Raw genomic sequence first — 17,990 nt, forward strand, 5'->3', positions numbered from 1 at the left:
GTAGGCTAGTGACTCTGCTGGTGATGTAATTCTTAGAAAATAAGGATAGTAAGCGTGGGCTGGGTCAAGACCCAATGCAGCCATCACACCTCTCGAAACGGTGGGTTTACAGTCCAACCTACATATTACGGGAGTTGTTGGTGGTACTGGAGGTGGAGAGTTTTTGAGAACCAAAACCGAGGAAAGATCACTTCCATATTTTAGAAATGGGACTGATAGGAGGAAGGCAACTAAAGCAAGGATATAAGAATGAATCGGAAACTATTTACTTTTATAGTTATGTTGGGTTCATTATATGGTGGAATACTCATTATATCGATAATTTATGCAATATTTATTGTTGTAGGTGATATTTATCTTAATAGATTAGGGTTTCAAACATTGCAGGAGATAGTAGAATCATTAACTACACCAACAACATACAATTTTATATTTATAGTTATTCCAGTTATGTCGTTGTTTGTAGCGCTAATTGATACAGAGTAGCAAGCACAGCGTGGATAGAATATCTGTAGAGTGGGTGCCTGTTGCCAATGTGGACAATCAATGCTTCCTGTGTCGCCATGCACTTTTCAGGTAGCCTTTTGATGAGGCATCTTCGCTCCCTTGCCGATACCTGCAACAGATTGCCTGCAAATTCCCCCAACACCCGCCTGCTGCTTGGCAGGCGCTCGCTTTTCAGGTAGCCTTTCTCTTTTTCCAAATCCTATTCTCCGCCCGCCATGAACACCGAAAACGAATTGCCCGAAATTGCGTCGCAAGCTTTGCCCGATAGGGCATCTGAGATTGAGCCTGCTGCGATTGAAACGCTTGCCGTAGTGGTGGCTGAGTCGCAGGCTGCCGTGTTGGCGGAAATTTCTGCGCAACTGGCGGCTGATGGCGGTGAGGAGGTTGCCGAGCCGGGGCGTAAGTGGCGCGAGGGGCGGATTGTGGATGCTGCGGTGCGGGTGTGGGATGCCTCAGAGCGCACCGGCGTGGCCGATGTGGTGAACAATGGTGACGAGCCGCCATTGAGCGTGTTTTTGGTGGGCGATCTTTTTGCCGCCACCGACCTTTCTCCCGAGCCGGGTGATGTGTTGCGCGGCGTGTTGCAAAGTCACCCCGTCAGCGGCTATTGGCTGCTCGACAGCGCGGAGAATGCCGCCACGTCCAGCCTGCAGCGGCGCAGTCCGGAAGAAGAAGAGGCGCTGCATAAAGAGCGCAAGCAGGCCAAGCGGCAAGATAAATTGGTGAACGGCGAAACTTATGTAGGCAAGGTGGTGCGCTGGAACGAAGAGGAAAAATCGGGCTATATCAAGGTTAAGTCGATCAAAGCGCGGGTGTTTTTCCCGCAATCGGCCTTCGTGTTCCGCGATAAAAGCCCGGCCAACCACCAGCAGGTGAGCTTTGTGCTGGGGCGGCGGCGCGGCGAATGGGTGGCCACCCGTGTGATTCCGCAGGGCTACGAATTGGGCTGGGCCGACCGCGAAAGCCCTTCTTCCGGCACGATTTTGGGCGGCGGTTTCAGCGAAAGCCTGCTCGGCGGCACGTTTATCCTGCTGTTCCTTGCCGCCGTGTCCTTTATTTCCCTGCCTCTGGCTGCGGCCTATTTGCTGGCCAGCTGCCTGCTGCTTATTCTCTACCGTACGGACAAGCGCAGCGCCCAAAGCGGCCACACCCGTGTGCCCGATGGCGTGCTGCACCTGTTGGCTATGCTCGGCGGCTGGCCAGGCGGCCTGTTGGCGCAGATGCGTTATCAGCAGCACACCGCCAATATCCGCTTTGTGCGCGCCTTTTGGTTTAGCGTGGCGCTCAACGCCGTGGGCACTTATGTTGTGCTGGTGTACTTTATCGGTTCGCCCGCGTTTGCTTTCCTGAAAAACTAGCCGCATGAACAGCTACTGCGCCCTTGCCAACAGCCTGCCCGCCGATAGTCCCGACCCCAACAAGCATTATCACGACCGTCTCTACGGCTTCCCCATCGAAGACGACAACGAACTCTTCGGCCGCCTGCTGCTCGAAATCAACCAAGCCGGCTTGAGCTGGACGCTGATTTTGCAACGCGCCGCCGGTCTGCGCGCCGCCTACGCCTGCTTCGACATCGCCGCAGTGGCTGCTTTCGGCGAAGCCGACCGCCAACGCCTGCTGGCCGACGCGAAAGTGATCCGCAACCGCTTGAAAATCAATGCCGCCATCCATAATGCACAGCAAATCTTGCAGCTGCAACAGGCATTCGGTTCGTTCAAAAACTGGCTCGACGGGCACCATCCGCAGCCGCTGACCGATTGGGTGAAGCTGTTCCGCCGTACCTTCAAATTCACCGGCCCCGAAATCGTGCGCGAATTTTTGGTGAGCACAGGCTACCTGAAAGGCGCGCACAGCGAAGACTGCCCCGCCGCCGGGCGCGCCGCCGCCGCCAATCCGCCGTGGCTGCGGGGCTGAGGCGGTGTAGGCATAAGAGAAAGGCTACCTGAAAATTTAGCTTGGCGAGTTTCTGCGAAGCTGAGTTTTCAGGTAGCCTTTTTATTTGGTGTGGGCGATAGGTTATTTGGCGGGTCAGGGCGGCAAGTGGCTCTGCCGTTTAGTTTTGCCGGTTCTTTCGAATTTTCAGGTAGCCTTTAACGGCGGGATTGGGTGATGCTGTATCCGGACTGTTTGAACTTCGTTGAAGGTGTATAGTGAATTAACAAAAACCAGGACAGCGTTGCCTCGCCTTGCCGTACTATCTGTACTGTCTGCGGCTCGTCGCCTTGTCCTGATTTTTGTTAATTCACTATATTTTCAGGTAGCCTCAATCGCTGGGTTGCGATGTTGTTTCCGGCAGCCCTTCATTTCCAGCGGCGGGCGGTTGGGGCGGGTGGTGGTGGAAGAGGCCTTGTTCGGTAATGGTCCAGAGGGCGGCGTCGGTGTGCATGGCTTTGAGGGCGTTGTTGGTCCAGGTGTTGCAGGTGTAAAAGAGGTTGTAGCTGCCGACGGCTTCGTAGAAGGCATCGTTTTCGCCGTAGACCATATCGGTGGGGATGGGGAGGGTGCGGCCGTTTTGCCATTGCAGGCTTTGGCGGATGTAGGAAACGAGGCGGCGGTATTGGGCGCGGCTGATGCGGATGGGGGCGCAGCGGGTGCAGCCTTCGAGGCTGTGGTAGTAGGTGGCGTGGACGGCGTTGCTGGATAGGCCGGTGGCGGCTTTGAGGGCGGTGCTGGGGCGGAGGTCGACCCAGGTGGGTGTGGTGAGGTAGAAGTTTTTGTCACCCAGCCCGATGGCGAGCCAGGGGGCGTATTCTTGGCTGCGGGTATGCTCGGCGGGGAAGGCGGCTCGCCAGTCGGTTTCGCTGCTGAAGGTGGGGACGACGATGTCGGTGTGCACGCCGTTGGAGAGCAGCCATATGGTGATTTCGGGTTCGCCTTCGGGTTGGCCTGGGCTTTTGATGCGGGGCAGCAGCCAAACGGCGGCGCCGTAGAGTAGGAGGAGGGCGACCAAGCTGAGGAGGCTGCGGCGGATGAGGCGGGAGAGTTTGGGCATGGTGGTGTGCGGTTTGAGGCTACCTGAAAGTTTGGGCTTCGCGGGGCTTGGCTTTCAGGTAGCCTTTGCTTATTCGGGCTGTGGCCGGTAGTTATCCAGCAGATGCTCGATTTGTTGGAGGCAGGTGAGGGGGCGCAGTTGGGTGAAGAGGTGTACGGCTTGGGGGTGGGCGGTTTTCATCATACCGAGCCATTGTTTGAGGCGGGCTGCGGGGTAGGGCGTATCGCCTGCGTGTTGGCGGCAGAGCTGGAAGAAGCGGCGTATCCACACGAGATAATCGGCGAAACCGGCGGGCTGGGGCGGGAGGCCTTGGTTGTGGCGCTGGATTTGGCGGGCGAGATCGGGGGTGATGACGGCGCCGCGCCCGAGCATAACGTGTTGGCAGCCGCTGGTTTGGCGGATGGCGAGGTAGTCGGCCAGGCTGAATACGTCGCCGTTGGCGACGACAGGGATGTTGAGTGCTTGGCGGATGGGGGCGATTTGCTCCCAATGGGCAGGCGGGCGGTAGCCTTCGATTTTGGTGCGGGCGTGCACGGCCAGCGCGGAGGCGCCGCCCTGGGCGATGGCTTTGGCGCATTCGAGGGCGAGTGAGCCGTCTTCATAGCCGAGGCGCATTTTGGCGGTGAGGGGGATGTTTTCAGGTAGCCTTTGGCGCACGGTGGCGACGATTTGGCGGATGCGTTCGGGCTCGCGCAGGAGGATGGCGCCACCTTGGTGTTTGTTGACGGTGGGGGCGGGGCAGCCGAAGTTGAGGTCGATTTTTTGCGCGCCTGCGGCCACGGCGGCTTGGGCGTTGGCGGCCATGTTGTCGGGGTCGCTGCCGAGTAGCTGGAGGGTGCAGGGGGTGCCGGCGTGGGTGCGGCAGCTGTGATCGATTTCGGGCATGTGCCGCCGCCAGGTGGCGCGGGAGTGCAGGGTGTGGGTGATGCGGACGAATTCGGTAACGCATTCGCTGTAGCCGCCGATGTCGGTGAGCAGGCGGCGCATGACTGGGTCGAGCAGACCCTGCATGGGGGCTAAAATTAGGTTCATGGGGGGTATTTTAAGTTTTCAGGTAGCCTTTGAGATAGAGGCTACCTGAAAAATTTGTGGCGAAGGTATTCCATGCCGTCACTGTTTGCTGGGCTTCAGTACAATCTGGGCAAGTTGTGTGCGCCTCGATTAGGCGGCTAGAGTATTTTCTGACTGCCTTCGAATACTTGGATGCTGTAATCGCACACGCGGTCGATGCAGTGGGGCATGGTAATGGTGAGGGTGTATTGGCCGCTTTGGCGGGCATACCAGCCGAACATGGGGGAGGCATGGGGATCGGTGTCGGTGATAAGGGTGCGGCCGTCACGCAGCAGGGTGAGGTCGATGTTGTTGCATTGGCGGCTGCAATCGGCAAAGAAGGTGTAATGTTTGCCGGCACGCAGGTTGATTTGCTGAGGTTTGGATTCGCCTTGGGACAGGCTGCCACGGAAATGTTCGTGCAGCCGGGCACGGCGGTCTTCCTTACGCACGATTTCGCGGTTCATCCGCTGCGCTTGCGGCAGCCAGTTGTCGGGTGCAGCTTGGGCAGCGACAGACAATAGCAGAATAGACAGAAGCGGGATAAGGCGGCGTGTGGGCATGGTGGCGGGAACTTGCTGAAGTGGAAAATGGCAGGCTACCTGAAAGTGGCAGAGGGTGCGATTGAAAATAGCTATGGGGAAAAGTTACTTTGGTAAATGCTGGTGTTTGTGCGCATTATATTGGTACAAAATTTTATGAATATATTTATTTATTAATTTTTATGCTGAATTAAGAGTAAAGTTGAATGGTTCAGTCGTGTGGGTACTTGACTAGATTAAGATTGCTGATGAGCTGATGTTGAATGTTCTTTTGAACATTCTGTAATAACAAACCGCCCGGGCTATGTGGCTCGGGCGGTTGAACTATGCAAGATTAGCGCATGGGGCGGGTGAAGGTGTCGTATACACGACGGGTACCTTCGAAAGCATGAACAGTGGCTTTACAGCCGTTGGCATCGTCGCAGTCTTTCATGCTCAACACGATGCGGTAGTTGCCGCTGCTGGGAGCTTGGAAAGTGAATAGGGGTTGGTTATCTGGCAGATTGTCGCCGGCTACGCGGGCGCCGTTGGCAGCCATCAGATTCATGTCCATGTTGTTGCAGCTGTCGTCGCAGTCGCCGAAGAAGGTGTAGAACTTACCGGCACGCAGGGTTACGGGCAGGGTGTGGGTGCGGCTTTGCTTCAGAGTAACCGGGCGCAAGAACAGCTCGCGGGCAGCGGGGTCGGCTGTGCTGACTACTTCGCGGTTGGTAGCGTGTTCGCTTTCGAAGTTGTTGGCCAGGGCGGCAGGGGCGGCTAGGGCGGCGATCAGAGCCAGGGTGGTGAGTTTCTGCATGGTGTCTCCTTATTGGTTGATGAGTTGTGCTACTTGGGAAGGTTCACCAAAGACTACCTGAAAACGGTTTGGCTGTTTCAGGTAGTCTTGGGGAAAGATTAGCGAATGATACTACGTTGTGAGTCGGCAAGGAAGTCGCGCAACACGGCCAGCTCGAGCGCGGTTTGGGCGGCTTGGGCAATCTGGTTGCGGGCCTCTTCGTACGACAGGCCTTGGCGGTAGAGGGCTTTGTAGGCGTTTTTCACGTTGGTAATCTGTTCTGGCGTGAAGCCGTTGCGGCGCATACCTTCGCTGTTGATGCCGGCTGGCTCGGCACGGTAGCCGGCGGCCATGAAATAGGGGGGAACGTCTTTGTGTACCCCGGCGGCGAAGGCGGTCATGGCGTAGTCGCCGATTTGGCAGAATTGGAACACGAGGGTGTAGCCGCCGAGGATGACATAGTCGCCGATTGTAACGTGGCCGGCGAGTGAGGCGTTGTTGGCGAAGATAGTATGGCTGCCGATCACGCAGTCGTGGGCGAGGTGGCAGTAGGCCATGATCCAGTTGTCGTCGCCGATTCGGGTTTCGCCGATGCCGGTTACGGTGCCGAGATTGAAGGTAGTGAATTCGCGGATGGTGTTGCCGTTGCCGATAATCAGGCGGGTGGGCTCGCCGCGGTATTTTTTGTCTTGCGGTATGGCGCCCAGGCTGGCGAATTGGAAAATGCGGTTGTTTTCGCCGATGGTGGTGTGCCCTTCGATAACGGCGTGCGGGCCGATTTCGCTGCCGGCGCCGATTTGCACGTTCGGGCCGATGATGGTGTAGGCGCCGACTTTAACGCTGCTGTCGAGCTCGGCTTTGGGGTCGATAATCGCGGTGGGGTGGATTAGGGACATGGGGTTTCCTTGTGGCAGCGGGCTTTGCCGGGGGAGGCTACCTGAAAATGGTTCGGCACTAAATGCGGCGGATAGTTTGGCAGAGGCTACCTGAAAAGGTATTACCTATCTTGCCGGCTTATTTATCTACCGCGCGTTTGGCACACATGATGACGGCTTCAGCGGCGATTTGGCCGTCTACGGTGGCGGTGGCTTTGAATTTGCCGATGTCGCGTTTGTGGGTGATTACGTCCAGATGAATCTGCACTTGGTCGCCGGGCACGACTTGGCGTTTGAAGCGGGCTTCATCGATGCCAACGAAAAAGTAGATTTCGTTTTCTTTGCGCTCGCCCCGGCTGAGGATGGCGAGCACGCCGGCAGCCTGTGCCATGGCTTCGATAATCAACACGCCGGGCATCACAGGGAACTCGGGGAAGTGGCCTTGGAAAAACGGTTCGTTTACGGAAACGTTTTTAATGGCAGTGAGGCTTTTTTCTTTTTCAAAACCGATCACGCGATCCAGCAGTAGGAAGGGATAGCGGTGCGGCAGCAGGCGTTGCAGGGTGCGCACGTCCAGCGGGAGTTCGATATTTTCGATTTGCATGGGTTATTCCTTGTTTTCGGGATAGTTGATTGTGTTTTCCAGCGTTTTTACGCGGCGGTGCAGTTCGTTGAGCCGACGCAGGTGCACGGCATTTTTCACCCAGTCGCGGTGTGTTTGCAGCGGGTAGGAACTGGCGTAGTAGTCGGGCTGGTTGATGGAGGCGGCCACGAGGGTGCCGCCGCCAATGAAGGTGCGGTCGGCAACGTGGATGTGGCCGACAAACATGGCAGCACCGCCGATTTGGCAGTAGGCGCCGATATGGGTGCTGCCGGCAATGCCTACGCAGGCGGCGATGGCGGTGTGGGCGCCGATATGTACGTTGTGGGCAATTTGCACGAGGTTGTCGATTTTAGCGCCCTCGGCAATCACGGTATCTTCGATTGCACCGCGGTCGATGGTGGTATTGGCGCCGATTTCCACGTCGTTACCGATTTCCACTCCGCCCACTTGCGGGATTTTGTACCAATGGTCTTGCGCCCAGGCATTGCCGAAGCCGTCGGCACCGATCACGGTGCCAGAGTGGATTTCCACACGTTCGCCGAGGCGGCAGCCGGCATAAACGGTTACGTTAGAGTGCAGCACGGTATGCTCGCCAAGCACACAGTTGGCTTCCACCACGCAGTTGGCCAGGATGCGGCAGCCTTCGCCCAGCACAACGCAGTCGCCGATGTAAACGTTGGCACCGATTTCACAGCTATCGGGCACGATGGCACTTGCTTCCACCACGGCGCTGGGGTGAATGCCGGGGTTGGCGGCGGGAGCGGGGTGGAACAGGCGGGCGGTTTGGGCGAAATAGAGTTGCGGATTGTCGCACACAATCAGATTGCGGCCGGGCAGTTTGTCGGCCAATTTGTGGTGCACAATCAGCGCGCCGGCTTGGCTGGCAAGGGCTTCGGGCAGGTGTTTGGGGTGGGAAACAAAACTGATGTCGCCTTTTTGTGCGGCATGCAGCGGGGCAATACGGCTGATGGCGATATCTTGCCCGGCAAGCGTGCCGCCCAAGGCGGCGATAATGTGGGAAAGCTGTTTCTGCATTTTAACTTCGGTGAAGTTTCGCTTTCAGGTAGCCTGTTTTGCGGCAGGGAGGCCGGAATTTTCAGGTAGCCTTTATTGGTTGTTGAGAGCGCGAATAACTTGGTCGGTGATGTCGAATTTGCTGTTTACGTAGATAACGTCTTGGATAATCAAGTCATAGCCGTCGCGCTGTGCCAGTTCGGTAATCACGCGGTTGGCATTTTGCTGCAGGGCAGCGAACTCTTCGTTGCGGCGCAGGTTGTATTCTTCAGTGAGCTGCGCGGCCTGACGGCGCAAATCCCTATCCAGGGCAATCAGCTGCTGCTCGGTGCGGCGGCGTTCGGCAGGGTTCAGGCGGCCTTGGTCGAGCTGGGTTTTCAGGGCAATGCCTTGATCACGCAGCCGTTGCAAAGCCTGCTGGCGCGCGCCGAATTCGTTTTGCAGGGTGGTTTGGATACGCTGCGCCTGGGTAGACTGCTGATACACGCGCTCGGTATCGATAAACCCCAGCTTTTGTACGCTGTCGGCAGCAGCATGCGATGCGATTAGCATCGCAGCAGCTGCCGCTGCCATACGGGGAAGATTAAGCTTCATCATCTACTTTCCTTAGAAAGTCGTGCCCAATTGGAATTGGAAACGTTGGATTTGGTCGTTATCCCGCCGACGCATCGGGTGGGCAAAACTGAATTTCATCGGGCCTAGCGGCGACAGCCAAGTCAGTGCTGCACCCACGGAATAGCGCAACTCGTTGCTGAAGGTAGAGCGGTGGTCTTGGCTGTAGTAGCCGTTGGTGCCGTAGGGGTTGGCAGAGCTGTAGGCACCTGTATTGTAGGTTTTGCCATCCCACACGCTGCCGGCATCGGCAAACACGCTCAGGCGCACGGAGCGCTGGTCTTTCACGCCGGGGAAGGGGAAGAGCAGTTCGGCGGAGGCATAGGCTTTATAGGTGCCGCCGTAATTAACGATATTGCGAGAGTTGCCGTAAATCTCGTACACCTTCGGGCCTAAAGAGCCGCTTTCGTAGCCACGCACGGAGCCCAAACCGCCACCATAGAAGTTGTTGAAGAAGGGAACGGAGGAGGTGCCCCCGTAGGAGCCGGCATAGCCCACTTCGCCGCCCAGCATCAGGGTGAAGCTCTTGCTTAAGGGGAAGAACCAGCGTTGGTCGTGGGTAAGGATGTAGTATTTCAAATCACCGCCGGGCAAGCCGAGGTCGGCATTGACGCTGGTGGTGTAGCCGCGGGTCGGCCACAGCGCGTCATCGGTTTTGTTGCGTCCCCAGCCGATATTGCCTTTGAGAATCCAGTTTTTCTCACCATGTTCTTGGAGGAACTGGCGGTAGCGGTAAGGTTGATAATTTACGTCGCCATGCAGCTTCACGTTCAGGTGTTCCACGGCGAGGCCGAAGTTTACGCGGTCGTATTCGGTAACCGGCACACCCATACGCGCACCCAAGCCGATACGGGTGGTTTCGTAGTTGTTGGAGCTAGAGCTGGAGCTGGATTTGTAGGGCATGAAGCCGCGATAGTAGATGTCGTAGCCCAAGCTCACACCGTCGGGGGTGAAGTAGGGATCGGTAAACGATAGGGACGCGGTATTTTGGGTTTTGCCGCGTGCAATGCGGAAGTTGGCGGATTTGCCTGTGCCGAACAGGTTATCCTGTGCCACGCCGGCAGAGAGTACCAAGCCGGTGTCTTGTACCCAACCGGCAGCCACTTCCACCGAGCCGGTAGAGCGTTCTTTCACGGATACATCCACGTCCACTTGGTCGGGCGTATCGGGCAGCGGGCGGGTTTCCACTTTCACGTCGTCGAAATAGCCCAAGAGCTGGATACGGTCTTTGGAGCGGTTGAGTTTGGCTGAATCGTAGGGTGCAGCTTCGGTTTGGCGCATTTCGCGGCGGATAACGGCATCACGGGTTTTGTTGTTGCCGGAAATGTGGATTTGATTCACATAGTATTTACGACCGGGATTTACCGTTAAAACGAAATCCACGATGTGATTGGCCTGGTCGGGCTGCGGCTGCACGCCCACTTGAGCCAGTGCATAGCCAGCCTGACCCATACGGTCTTGGATAGCTTGCAGGCTTTCTACCATCTGCGAGCGGTTGTAGCGGCGGCCTTCACGCATTTTCAGCAGGGCTTCCAACTCTTCGCGCGGCACTTCGCGGGTGTCGCCTTCGATGCGCACTTTGCCCCAACGGTAACGTTCGCCTTCGTGTACTTTAATCCACAGCGTCTGTTCGGTACGGTCGGCGTTGTAGCGTACATCGGCATCCTGTACCCGACCTTCAAAGAAGCCTTCGTTTTGGTAGAAATCGGTGATGGATTGCAGGTCTTGACGGAATTTTTCGTCGGAGAAACGGTCGTCTTTGGAGAGCCAGCTCAACATACCGTGGCGATCCATCTGCATTTGACGGCGCAGAGTACGGTTGGAGAAGTGCTGGTTGCCTTCAAAGTCGATTTCTTTGATGTGGGTAGTAGGGCCTTCGTCGATTTTCAGCGTGATGTCCACGCGGTTACGCGAGAGGCGGGAAATCTCGGGGGTGATGGTGGCAGAGAGTTTGCCTTGGTTGGCATATTCCTGCTGCAGGCCGGCCACGGCTTGGTTTAGGATCGATTGGTTGAATGGCTGCGATTGGCCCAGGCCGAAGCTGTCGAGATTTTTCTTGATCGCGTCGCTGGGCAGGGTTTTGCCGCCGGTAACGGTGAGCGTGTTGATGATGGGGCGTTCCACCACGGTTAGCAACACTTGGTTGCCCATGGTTTCCACGCGCACGTCGTCGAATAGGCCGGTGGCATAGAGGTTTTTGATGATTTGTTCGCCTTCGCCATCAGTGAAGGTGCTGCCCACTTTAACCGGCAGGTGGCCCAATACAGTGGAAGGGTCGGTGCGCTGCAGGCCCTCGATGCGGATATCTTGGATGGTAAACGGTGCGGCGGCCAGCGCCCAAGAAGACAATCCGGCTGCAAACAAAGAGAAGGTAAGTTTGTTCAGTTTCATGCTTTATCCCAATAAACGGGTGATATCGTTGAAAAAAGCCAGCAGCATCAGCATCAGCATCAGGGAGAGGCCGAGGCGCAATCCCCACATTTGCACATTGGTGCTAACGGGCTTGCCGCGAATCCATTCGGCGGCATAATACATTAAATGGCCGCCATCTAAAACAGGAATCGGCAGCAAATTCAAAATCCCTAGGCTGATGCTCACCACGGCGAGGAATTCCAAATAATCCTGAATCCCGGCGGAGGCGGTTTTGCCGGCGTAGCTGGCGATGGTGATCGGGCCGGAAATGTGGCTTATGGAAGCCTGGCCGGTGAGTAGGCGGGCAAACAGGCGGCCGGTGAGCGTGGTGTAGGAAGACACGCGCTGCATGCCCATTTCGGCTGCGCCCAGCCAGGTGGGCTGGTAGCGGTAGGTGGCGCGAGTCATCCATTGTTGGTCGACTTCGGCTTCAAAACCGGCATAGCCGTAGCGCTCGCCGTTGCGGTCTTCACGGCTGTCGGGGCGCAAGGCTACCTGAAGCGGTTTGCCGCCGCGCAAAATATCGATTGTCAGTTTGTCTTGCGGGTGTTGGCGGATGGTGGTGGTTAAATCCGGCCAAGTGTGCACGATTTGCCCGTTCACGGCCACCACGCGGTCGCCCTTGCGCAAACCGGCGCGCTCGGCAGGGGAGCCGGTCTGGATAGAGGCGAGCGTGGTGTTCAAGCGCAGGGCGGTGATACCGAACCAGCCGCTGCGTTTGGCCACGGCTTCCGCTTCCGGCGTGCCGGCGGCGTCGATGGTGCGCGTGGTTTGGCTGCCGTTGGCCTCGCGCACGGCTACCTGAACCTTGCCGGCTTCCAAATTCAGGATGATCTCCGATTGTGCGTCGCCCCAAGTGAGCACCTGCTTGCCGTTTACGGCGGTGATGGTGTCGCCCGGCTGAAAGCCTACTTTGGCGGCCAGTGTGTCGGGCATCACCATGCCCACCATCGGGCGCACTTCCTGCACGCCGAAATAGCCGAAGGAGAAGGTGTAGAGCAGCACGGCCAGCGCCAGGTTGGTGAGCGGGCCGGCCGCTACCACCAGCATGCGTTTGAACGGGTGTTGCTTATCGAAGGCGTATGGCAGGTCGGCCTCGGCCACGTCGCCTTCGCGGGTGTCGACCATTTTCACATAGCCACCCAGCGGAATCGGCGCCAAGCACCATTCGATATTGCGCCAGCGTTTGTTGAAAAACGGTTTGCCGAAGCCCACCGAAAAGCGCAGCACTTTGATGCCGCACCAGCGCGCCACCAGCAAATGCCCAAGCTCGTGCAGGCTGACTAAAATCAGGATGGCAACGATAAACGCGCCGAGTGTGTGCAAAAGAAACAAACAAGAAGCTCCTTGAAGCAGGCGAATCGGATGCAGGCTACCTGAAAAAGGGAATGCCGCATTTTCAGGTAGCCTCAGCCGCCAATCGGCTGCAGGAAGAAAAACGTAATTGTAATGGAAACAGAGGTTCCCGACAAAGCCTGCGCCAATGGCTAAGGCGCCTCATGTCTGCCTGCCGTATTGGCTTGCCTTGCCGTATTTGCCGCATTACTCATGCGGCTTGCTGCCTGGCATGAAAAAGATGTTCAGCGATGTGCCACTTGCTGCACAAACGCTTCTGCAGCGCGTCGGGCGGCGGCATCCAAATCCAGCAGGCCTTCCAGGCTGTGGTGGCTACCTGAAAAATCCTGCTCCAGGCAATGCCGCACCGTGCGTGCGATATCGGTGAAGCGGATACGGCCGGCCAAAAAGGCGGCCACGGCGATTTCGTTGGCGGCATTGAGCACGCAGGGCACGCCGCCGCCGGCCTGCATGGCCTGATAGGCCAGTTCCAGGCAGGGGAAACGGCGGTAGTCGGGCGTTTCAAAGGTGAGCGCGGAGAGGGCGGCGAAATCCAGCGGCGGCACACCGGAGGCGATGCGTTCGGGTAGGCCGAGGCAGTAGGCGATGGGCGTGCGCATATCGGGCGTGCCCATTTGCGCCAGCACCGAGCCGTCGGCATAACGCACCATGCTGTGCACCACGCTTTGCGGGTGGATAACGGTTTCCAGTTTGTCCGACGGGCAGTTGAACAGCCAGTGTGCTTCAATCAGCTCCAGGCCTTTGTTCATCATGGTGGCGCTGTCCACTGAAATTTTGCGCCCCATCTGCCAGTTGGGGTGTTTCACCGCCTGCTCGGGCGTGATGGCGGGGAAATCGGCCAAGTCGGTGTGCAGGAAGGGGCCGCCGGAAGCGGTGAGGATGATGGATTGCACGCCGTTATGTTTCAGGCAGCCTTTTTCCGGCGGCAACACTTGGTAGATGGCGTTGTGTTCGCTGTCTACCGGCAGGATGCGGGCGCCGGATTGGGCGGCGGTTTGCATGAAGAGGCTACCTGAAACCACCAGCGTTTCTTTGTTGGCCAGGTAGATGGTTTTGCCGGCGCGGGCGGCGGCCAGCGTGGGCGGCAGGCCGGCGGCGCCGACGATGGCGGCCATCACGCCGTCGGTTTCCGGCGCGGCGGCAATGTCGCACAAGGCTTGTTCGCCGTGCAGCACTTCGGTTTGGCAGCCGGCGGCGGCCAGCTGCGCGCGCAGTTCGGCGGCTTGCGCTTCGTTGGCGGTTACGGCGTATTGCGGGCGGAAGGCAAGGCATTGTTCGGCCAGCTTGGCGGTTTGGCTGTGGCCGCTGAGGGCGAAGATGCGGAAGCGTTCGGGGTGGCGGACAACCACATCGAGCGTGCTGGTGCCGATGCTGCCGGTGCTGCCGAGGATGGTGAGGGACTGGGTCATGGTTGGCGTGTTTCAGGTAGCTTTTTTTGCTTATAGTGATTCATTTTAAACCAGCATGGCGTTGGTTTGTTGCCTGACTCTACTTAAACTTAATCGACGGTATATAGAAGGGAATAGGAGGTAGATTTATTTTTCAGGTAGCCTCCAATGCGGGCGGCAGGCTACCTGAAAATGTTGGGGGAAACAAGCCGGGTTTTGCAAAGGCCTTGGTTTGCCGGGCATGGCAGCCGCAGGGAAATGCCGCTAAGCCAGTCTGCAATATTCAACGGCAGCGGAAAGGCGGTTTCCGGCTGCCGTTTGGTTTGCTGCTTTAGGAGCGATATTGCGCCATCAGTTCGCAGTAGTTTGGGTAGTGCTCTTTGCTCACAAAGCCGCGTATCAGGCTCATGGTTTGGTAGATGCCGCGCCGTTTGGCGTTTTCGTCCCAGCAGCCGATGTGCTGGGAGTTGTCGAAGTCGAACCAGTATTTGGTGAGCAGCCACACGTTTAAGCCGAGCTCGCGCAGGGCTTCGTCGTCGGCCTCGATGATACCTTTGTCGCGCAGTTCGATGAAGATTTTCACCAAAAGCGGGGAGATTTTCACATGGGTGAATTCGTTGTGTTCGCCCAAAAGCTGCTTGCTGCGGACGAGAAGGGTGTTTACGTCGCTGAATAAAAAGCGGTATTCCCACAGGATGTCGTACACGCCCTGTAGGTATTCCCCCATTTTGGCCATGCTGTCGGGCAGCTCGGTTTGGCGGATGTAGTCGAGCAGTTTGTTGCTGTAGCGCTGGAACAGCTGAACGATGATTTCGTCTTTATTACGAAAATGATAATACAGGTTGCCCGGGCTGATGCCGAGGCGTTGTGAGATGTGGTTGGTGCTGATGTTGCGCTCACCCTCCTCGTTGAACAGTTGGAGGCTGATGTCGATGATTCGGTTGTAGGTGTTGGGTTTGCCGGGCTTCCTGGGCATGGGTTGTCTCCTTGGCTGCAACGTGAATTCTGCCTATGCGAGAGGCTACCTGAAAATGAGATAGCGGAATTTTAATACATTATCAATTATCTTGCCTTATAGCTAAAGCACCTATTTTTCATGCGGCATTGCTTTGCCGCCTGAGCAGGAAAAATAAGTGCCGTAGCTTCCTTATCCCAACCACACCGGTTCGGGCTCCAGCCGCACGCCGAAGCGTTGGTAAACGCTGTTTTGCACGTGTTCGGACAAACAGCGTACGTCTTCGGCGCAGGCTCCGCCGAGGTTAATCAGCACCAGCGCTTGTTTTTGGTGTACGGCGGCATGGCCTTCGCGGTGGCCTTTGAGCCCGCATTGGTCGATAAGCCATCCGGCGGCGAGTTTGGCCTGACCGCCCGGCTGGGGATATACCGGCAGGGCAGGGTGCTGCTGTTTCAGTGCGGCGGCCTGTTCGGCGGAAACGATGGGATTTTTATAGAAGCTGCCGCAGCTGCCGGTTTCGGCGGGGTTGGGCAGCTTGCGGCGGCGGATGCGGCACACGGCTTCGGCCACGATGGCAGCGGTGAGCGGCGCGCCTTGGGCCAGGGTTTCGGCTTCGGCCTGCACGTCGCCGTAGTGCAGCTTGGGCTTGAATTCGCTATCCAGTGCGAACGTTACCGCCGTAATCACGAAGCGGCCGCCAGATTGTTTGAACACGCTGTCGCGGTAGGCAAAACGGCAGTCGGCATGGCTGAACGATACTGGTTTGCCGCTGTCTAAATCCCAAGCGTGCACGGTTTCGATACAGCTTTCGGCTTCCACGCCGTAGGCACCGATATTCTGCACCGGTGCAGCGCCCACTGTGCCGGGAATCAGGCTGAGGTTTTCCAGCCCGCTCAAGCCTTGCGCGATGGTGTGCTGTACGAAATCGTGCCAGTTTTCGCCGGCCTGTGCGGTGATGCGCATTTTGCCGCCGCCGGCCGGCTCTGGCACGGAAATGCCTTTATTGGCCATGCGCACCACCAGTCCGTCGTAGTCCTTCATCAGCAGGATATTGCTGCCGCCGCCCAGCCACAGGGTGCGCTCGCGGCGGTATTCGGGCAGTTGGAAAATTTCAGGTAGCCTTTCGGCTGCGTCTAATGTGTAGAGCGCGGCAGCACGGGCGGGTAGGCCGAAGGTGTTCAGCGCGGTTAAATCGGCATCGTATTGCAGTTTATTCATCGTCTTCATGTTCCAGCATTTCTTGGCTTACTGTTGCCAAACACCACAAGAGGGCAACGGCGGCACAACCCAGCGACAGCACCAATGCCGCCCAGAAGCCGTAAATCCCCATGCTCGTGCCGAAGGCCAGCAGGCAGCCCAGCCCGAGGCCAACCACCCAGAAAGCGATGCCGTGAATCACCATCGGCAGTTTGGTTACCTTATAGCCGCGCAAGGCGTAGGAAGCGATACATTGGATGGCGTCGGCCAATTGGAAGGCGGCGGCAAACAGCAGGATGGTGGCGCCGAGGCCGATTACGGCTTGGTCGTCGGTGTAAACGCGCATAATCGGATAGCGGAACAGCAGGGTGAGCACGGCGGTAACGATAGCCAGGGTTGAGCCGCAGGCCAAGGCCACGCCGGAGGCATAACGCGCTTGGAAATAGCGGTCGGCACCGATGGCATAGCCCACGCGCACGGTAACTGCTGCGCCGATGCCTTGCGGAATCACATAAATCAGGCTGGTGATGCTGTTTACTACTTGCTGAGCAGCCACGTGGTCTTCGGCATTGCCCGGCAGTTGGGCAATCAGCATCATCATCACGGTAAATAAGCTAACTTCGAGGAAGAAAGACAAGCCAATCGGCACGCCCAGCTTGGTGATTTGGCGGAAAATCTTGGCGCTGGGTTTGGAGAAGCGGGCGAACAGGCCGAAGCGTTGGAAATATTTCTGTTTGGCAATATAAGCCCACAGCGCGGCGGCGTTAAACCAGAATACTAGGGTGCTGGCCAGGCCGCAGCCCGCACCGCCCAAGGCCGGCATACCCAAATCGCCGTAAACGAAGATGTGGTTGAGCGGGATGTTTAAAAACAGGCTGATCCAGCTCATCCACATAATGGGTTTGGGTTTGCCCAAGCTGGAAGCGAAAGCATGCAACGCACGGTGGATCATGGCTGCCGGCATGGAAAGGGCAATCAGACCCACATACAAGGCAAATTGCCGTTTTACTTCGGCATCCAAGTCGAGAAAGCTATTGAAGGGCTGAATCATCAGCCACAGCAGAATCATGCCGATAATGCCCAGCATCAGGCCATACAATATGCCCTGCCGGCCCAGTTCGGCCACCTTCTCGACTTCGCCTGCGCCGTGCTCTTGGGCAATCATCGGATTAAGCGCGGTCATGATGCCGAGGAAGGTTATGTAAACAGTAACGAATGCGCTGCTGCCCAGTGCCACGGCAGCCAAATCAGTTTTGCCTGCGCCACCGGCCATTACCGTATCCACGAACCCCAGCCCCACTTGCGCAATCTGCGCCAATAGCATGGGCACCGCCAAAGCGCCCAATTTGGAGGCTTCTTTGCGGAAAACGGCGGGGGAATAACGGTTTAGGTCGAGCAGCATAATCAAAAATAAGAGTGGAACACGGGCGTGATTTTAGCAGAAATGCAACATAAGTTGTAGTAACGCAACACTTACCGCCTGGGATTTATGAATGTATTTCGCAATAGTATGCTTGATTTATCGAGGGAAATATTTTTCCCTGCTGTGTTGCGGATTTCGTCTGGCAAAATCTGCTCGGATACTATTTTTAGAGTAGACAAAATTAGAAAAACGTGGAAACGGCCGAGGTTCGGCGTAAAGACTACCTGAAAACGAAGCGCGGCACAGTCAAAACTAAATGTGTTGCTGTGCCGACATTTTCAGGTAGCC

Annotated in this window: 16 protein-coding genes; 2 read left to right on the forward strand and 14 right to left on the reverse strand. The window is 57.1% G+C overall.

Annotated features, from left to right (window positions below):
• Positions 1-722 precede the first annotated feature (722 nt).
• Both CKV94_RS06430 and CKV94_RS06435 read left to right on the forward strand, forming a co-directional pair.
• Positions 723-1,865 carry a DUF1294 domain-containing protein gene (locus tag CKV94_RS06430; RefSeq protein WP_003823896.1) on the forward strand — a complete coding sequence of 381 codons (1,143 nt, stop codon included), beginning with the start codon at positions 723-725 and terminating at the stop codon, positions 1,863-1,865.
• Positions 1,866-1,869: 4 nt separating this feature from the next.
• On the forward strand, positions 1,870-2,421 hold the full coding sequence (locus CKV94_RS06435) for a DNA-3-methyladenine glycosylase I (RefSeq protein WP_003823897.1): 552 nt from the start codon (positions 1,870-1,872) through the stop codon (positions 2,419-2,421).
• Positions 2,422-2,770: 349 nt separating this feature from the next.
• On the opposite strand, the gene CKV94_RS06440 is transcribed toward CKV94_RS06435, so the two are convergent.
• The 14 genes from CKV94_RS06440 to CKV94_RS06505 all read right to left on the reverse strand — a co-directional run bounded on the left by CKV94_RS06440 (position 2,771) and on the right by CKV94_RS06505 (position 17,681).
• Positions 2,771-3,499, reverse strand: coding sequence for a TIGR02117 family protein (locus CKV94_RS06440; RefSeq protein ID WP_003823898.1), 729 nt, complete (start codon positions 3,497-3,499; stop codon positions 2,771-2,773).
• Positions 3,500-3,568: 69 nt separating this feature from the next.
• The gene (locus tag CKV94_RS06445) at positions 3,569-4,531 is read right to left on the reverse strand and encodes a tRNA dihydrouridine synthase (RefSeq protein WP_003823899.1); all 963 of its coding nucleotides are present in this window, start codon (positions 4,529-4,531) and stop codon (positions 3,569-3,571) included.
• 137 nt (positions 4,532-4,668) lie between these two features.
• Positions 4,669-5,112 carry a hypothetical protein gene (locus tag CKV94_RS06450; protein WP_003823900.1) on the reverse strand — a complete coding sequence of 148 codons (444 nt, stop codon included), beginning with the start codon at positions 5,110-5,112 and terminating at the stop codon, positions 4,669-4,671.
• Positions 5,113-5,425: 313 nt separating this feature from the next.
• Positions 5,426-5,887: a hypothetical protein gene (locus CKV94_RS06455; RefSeq protein ID WP_003823902.1), complete on the reverse strand. Its 462-nt coding sequence runs from the start codon at positions 5,885-5,887 to the stop codon at positions 5,426-5,428.
• Between the two features lie 98 nt (positions 5,888-5,985).
• The gene (lpxA, locus tag CKV94_RS06460; RefSeq protein WP_003823903.1) at positions 5,986-6,762 is read right to left on the reverse strand and encodes an acyl-ACP--UDP-N-acetylglucosamine O-acyltransferase; all 777 of its coding nucleotides are present in this window, start codon (positions 6,760-6,762) and stop codon (positions 5,986-5,988) included.
• A gap of 118 nt (positions 6,763-6,880) precedes the next feature.
• Positions 6,881-7,345 carry a 3-hydroxyacyl-ACP dehydratase FabZ gene (gene fabZ, locus CKV94_RS06465; RefSeq protein WP_003823905.1) on the reverse strand — a complete coding sequence of 155 codons (465 nt, stop codon included), beginning with the start codon at positions 7,343-7,345 and terminating at the stop codon, positions 6,881-6,883.
• 3 nt (positions 7,346-7,348) lie between these two features.
• Positions 7,349-8,380: a UDP-3-O-(3-hydroxymyristoyl)glucosamine N-acyltransferase gene (lpxD, locus tag CKV94_RS06470; RefSeq protein WP_035580691.1), complete on the reverse strand. Its 1,032-nt coding sequence runs from the start codon at positions 8,378-8,380 to the stop codon at positions 7,349-7,351.
• A gap of 72 nt (positions 8,381-8,452) precedes the next feature.
• The gene (locus CKV94_RS06475) at positions 8,453-8,956 is read right to left on the reverse strand and encodes an OmpH family outer membrane protein (RefSeq protein WP_003823907.1); all 504 of its coding nucleotides are present in this window, start codon (positions 8,954-8,956) and stop codon (positions 8,453-8,455) included.
• 9 nt (positions 8,957-8,965) lie between these two features.
• Positions 8,966-11,362: an outer membrane protein assembly factor BamA gene (gene bamA, locus CKV94_RS06480; RefSeq protein WP_003823908.1), complete on the reverse strand. Its 2,397-nt coding sequence runs from the start codon at positions 11,360-11,362 to the stop codon at positions 8,966-8,968.
• Positions 11,363-11,365: 3 nt separating this feature from the next.
• Positions 11,366-12,709: an RIP metalloprotease RseP gene (gene rseP, locus CKV94_RS06485; RefSeq protein WP_035580956.1), complete on the reverse strand. Its 1,344-nt coding sequence runs from the start codon at positions 12,707-12,709 to the stop codon at positions 11,366-11,368.
• A gap of 254 nt (positions 12,710-12,963) precedes the next feature.
• The gene (gene ispC, locus CKV94_RS06490) at positions 12,964-14,148 is read right to left on the reverse strand and encodes a 1-deoxy-D-xylulose-5-phosphate reductoisomerase (RefSeq protein ID WP_064103320.1); all 1,185 of its coding nucleotides are present in this window, start codon (positions 14,146-14,148) and stop codon (positions 12,964-12,966) included.
• Positions 14,149-14,458: 310 nt separating this feature from the next.
• Positions 14,459-15,103 carry a TetR/AcrR family transcriptional regulator gene (locus CKV94_RS06495; RefSeq protein ID WP_003823915.1) on the reverse strand — a complete coding sequence of 215 codons (645 nt, stop codon included), beginning with the start codon at positions 15,101-15,103 and terminating at the stop codon, positions 14,459-14,461.
• A 171-nt stretch (positions 15,104-15,274) separates the two neighbouring features.
• Complete coding sequence (murB, locus tag CKV94_RS06500) at positions 15,275-16,300, reverse strand: UDP-N-acetylmuramate dehydrogenase (RefSeq protein ID WP_035580695.1); 1,026 nt, start codon at positions 16,298-16,300, stop codon at positions 15,275-15,277.
• Positions 16,293-17,681, reverse strand: a complete 1,389-nt coding sequence (locus CKV94_RS06505; protein WP_003823917.1) for an MATE family efflux transporter — start codon at positions 17,679-17,681, stop codon at positions 16,293-16,295. The genes murB and CKV94_RS06505 overlap by 8 nt, the downstream gene beginning before the upstream one ends.
• Between the last annotated feature and the right edge of the window lie 309 nt (positions 17,682-17,990).

Source organism: Eikenella corrodens (genome assembly GCF_900187105.1).
Lineage (GTDB): Bacteria > Pseudomonadota > Gammaproteobacteria > Burkholderiales > Neisseriaceae > Eikenella > Eikenella corrodens.

Excerpts from the sequence above, each read along its gene's own strand:
- CKV94_RS06495 (WP_003823915.1), bottom strand. The coding sequence starts at position 15,103 with ATGCCCAGGAAGCCCGGCAAACCCAACACCTACAACCGAATCATCGAC.
- fabZ (WP_003823905.1), bottom strand. The coding sequence starts at position 7,345 with ATGCAAATCGAAAATATCGAACTCCCGCTGGACGTGCGCACCCTGCAA.
- CKV94_RS06430 (WP_003823896.1), top strand. The coding sequence starts at position 723 with ATGAACACCGAAAACGAATTGCCCGAAATTGCGTCGCAAGCTTTGCCC.
- lpxA (WP_003823903.1), bottom strand. The coding sequence starts at position 6,762 with ATGTCCCTAATCCACCCCACCGCGATTATCGACCCCAAAGCCGAGCTC.
- CKV94_RS06435 (WP_003823897.1), top strand. The coding sequence starts at position 1,870 with ATGAACAGCTACTGCGCCCTTGCCAACAGCCTGCCCGCCGATAGTCCC.
- CKV94_RS06445 (WP_003823899.1), bottom strand. The coding sequence starts at position 4,531 with ATGAACCTAATTTTAGCCCCCATGCAGGGTCTGCTCGACCCAGTCATG.
- CKV94_RS06505 (WP_003823917.1), bottom strand. The coding sequence starts at position 17,681 with ATGCTGCTCGACCTAAACCGTTATTCCCCCGCCGTTTTCCGCAAAGAA.
- ispC (WP_064103320.1), bottom strand. The coding sequence starts at position 14,148 with ATGACCCAGTCCCTCACCATCCTCGGCAGCACCGGCAGCATCGGCACC.
- murB (WP_035580695.1), bottom strand. The coding sequence starts at position 16,300 with ATGAATAAACTGCAATACGATGCCGATTTAACCGCGCTGAACACCTTC.
- CKV94_RS06450 (WP_003823900.1), bottom strand. The coding sequence starts at position 5,112 with ATGCCCACACGCCGCCTTATCCCGCTTCTGTCTATTCTGCTATTGTCT.
- CKV94_RS06475 (WP_003823907.1), bottom strand. The coding sequence starts at position 8,956 with ATGATGAAGCTTAATCTTCCCCGTATGGCAGCGGCAGCTGCTGCGATG.
- CKV94_RS06440 (WP_003823898.1), bottom strand. The coding sequence starts at position 3,499 with ATGCCCAAACTCTCCCGCCTCATCCGCCGCAGCCTCCTCAGCTTGGTC.
- CKV94_RS06455 (WP_003823902.1), bottom strand. The coding sequence starts at position 5,887 with ATGCAGAAACTCACCACCCTGGCTCTGATCGCCGCCCTAGCCGCCCCT.
- bamA (WP_003823908.1), bottom strand. The coding sequence starts at position 11,362 with ATGAAACTGAACAAACTTACCTTCTCTTTGTTTGCAGCCGGATTGTCT.
- lpxD (WP_035580691.1), bottom strand. The coding sequence starts at position 8,380 with ATGCAGAAACAGCTTTCCCACATTATCGCCGCCTTGGGCGGCACGCTT.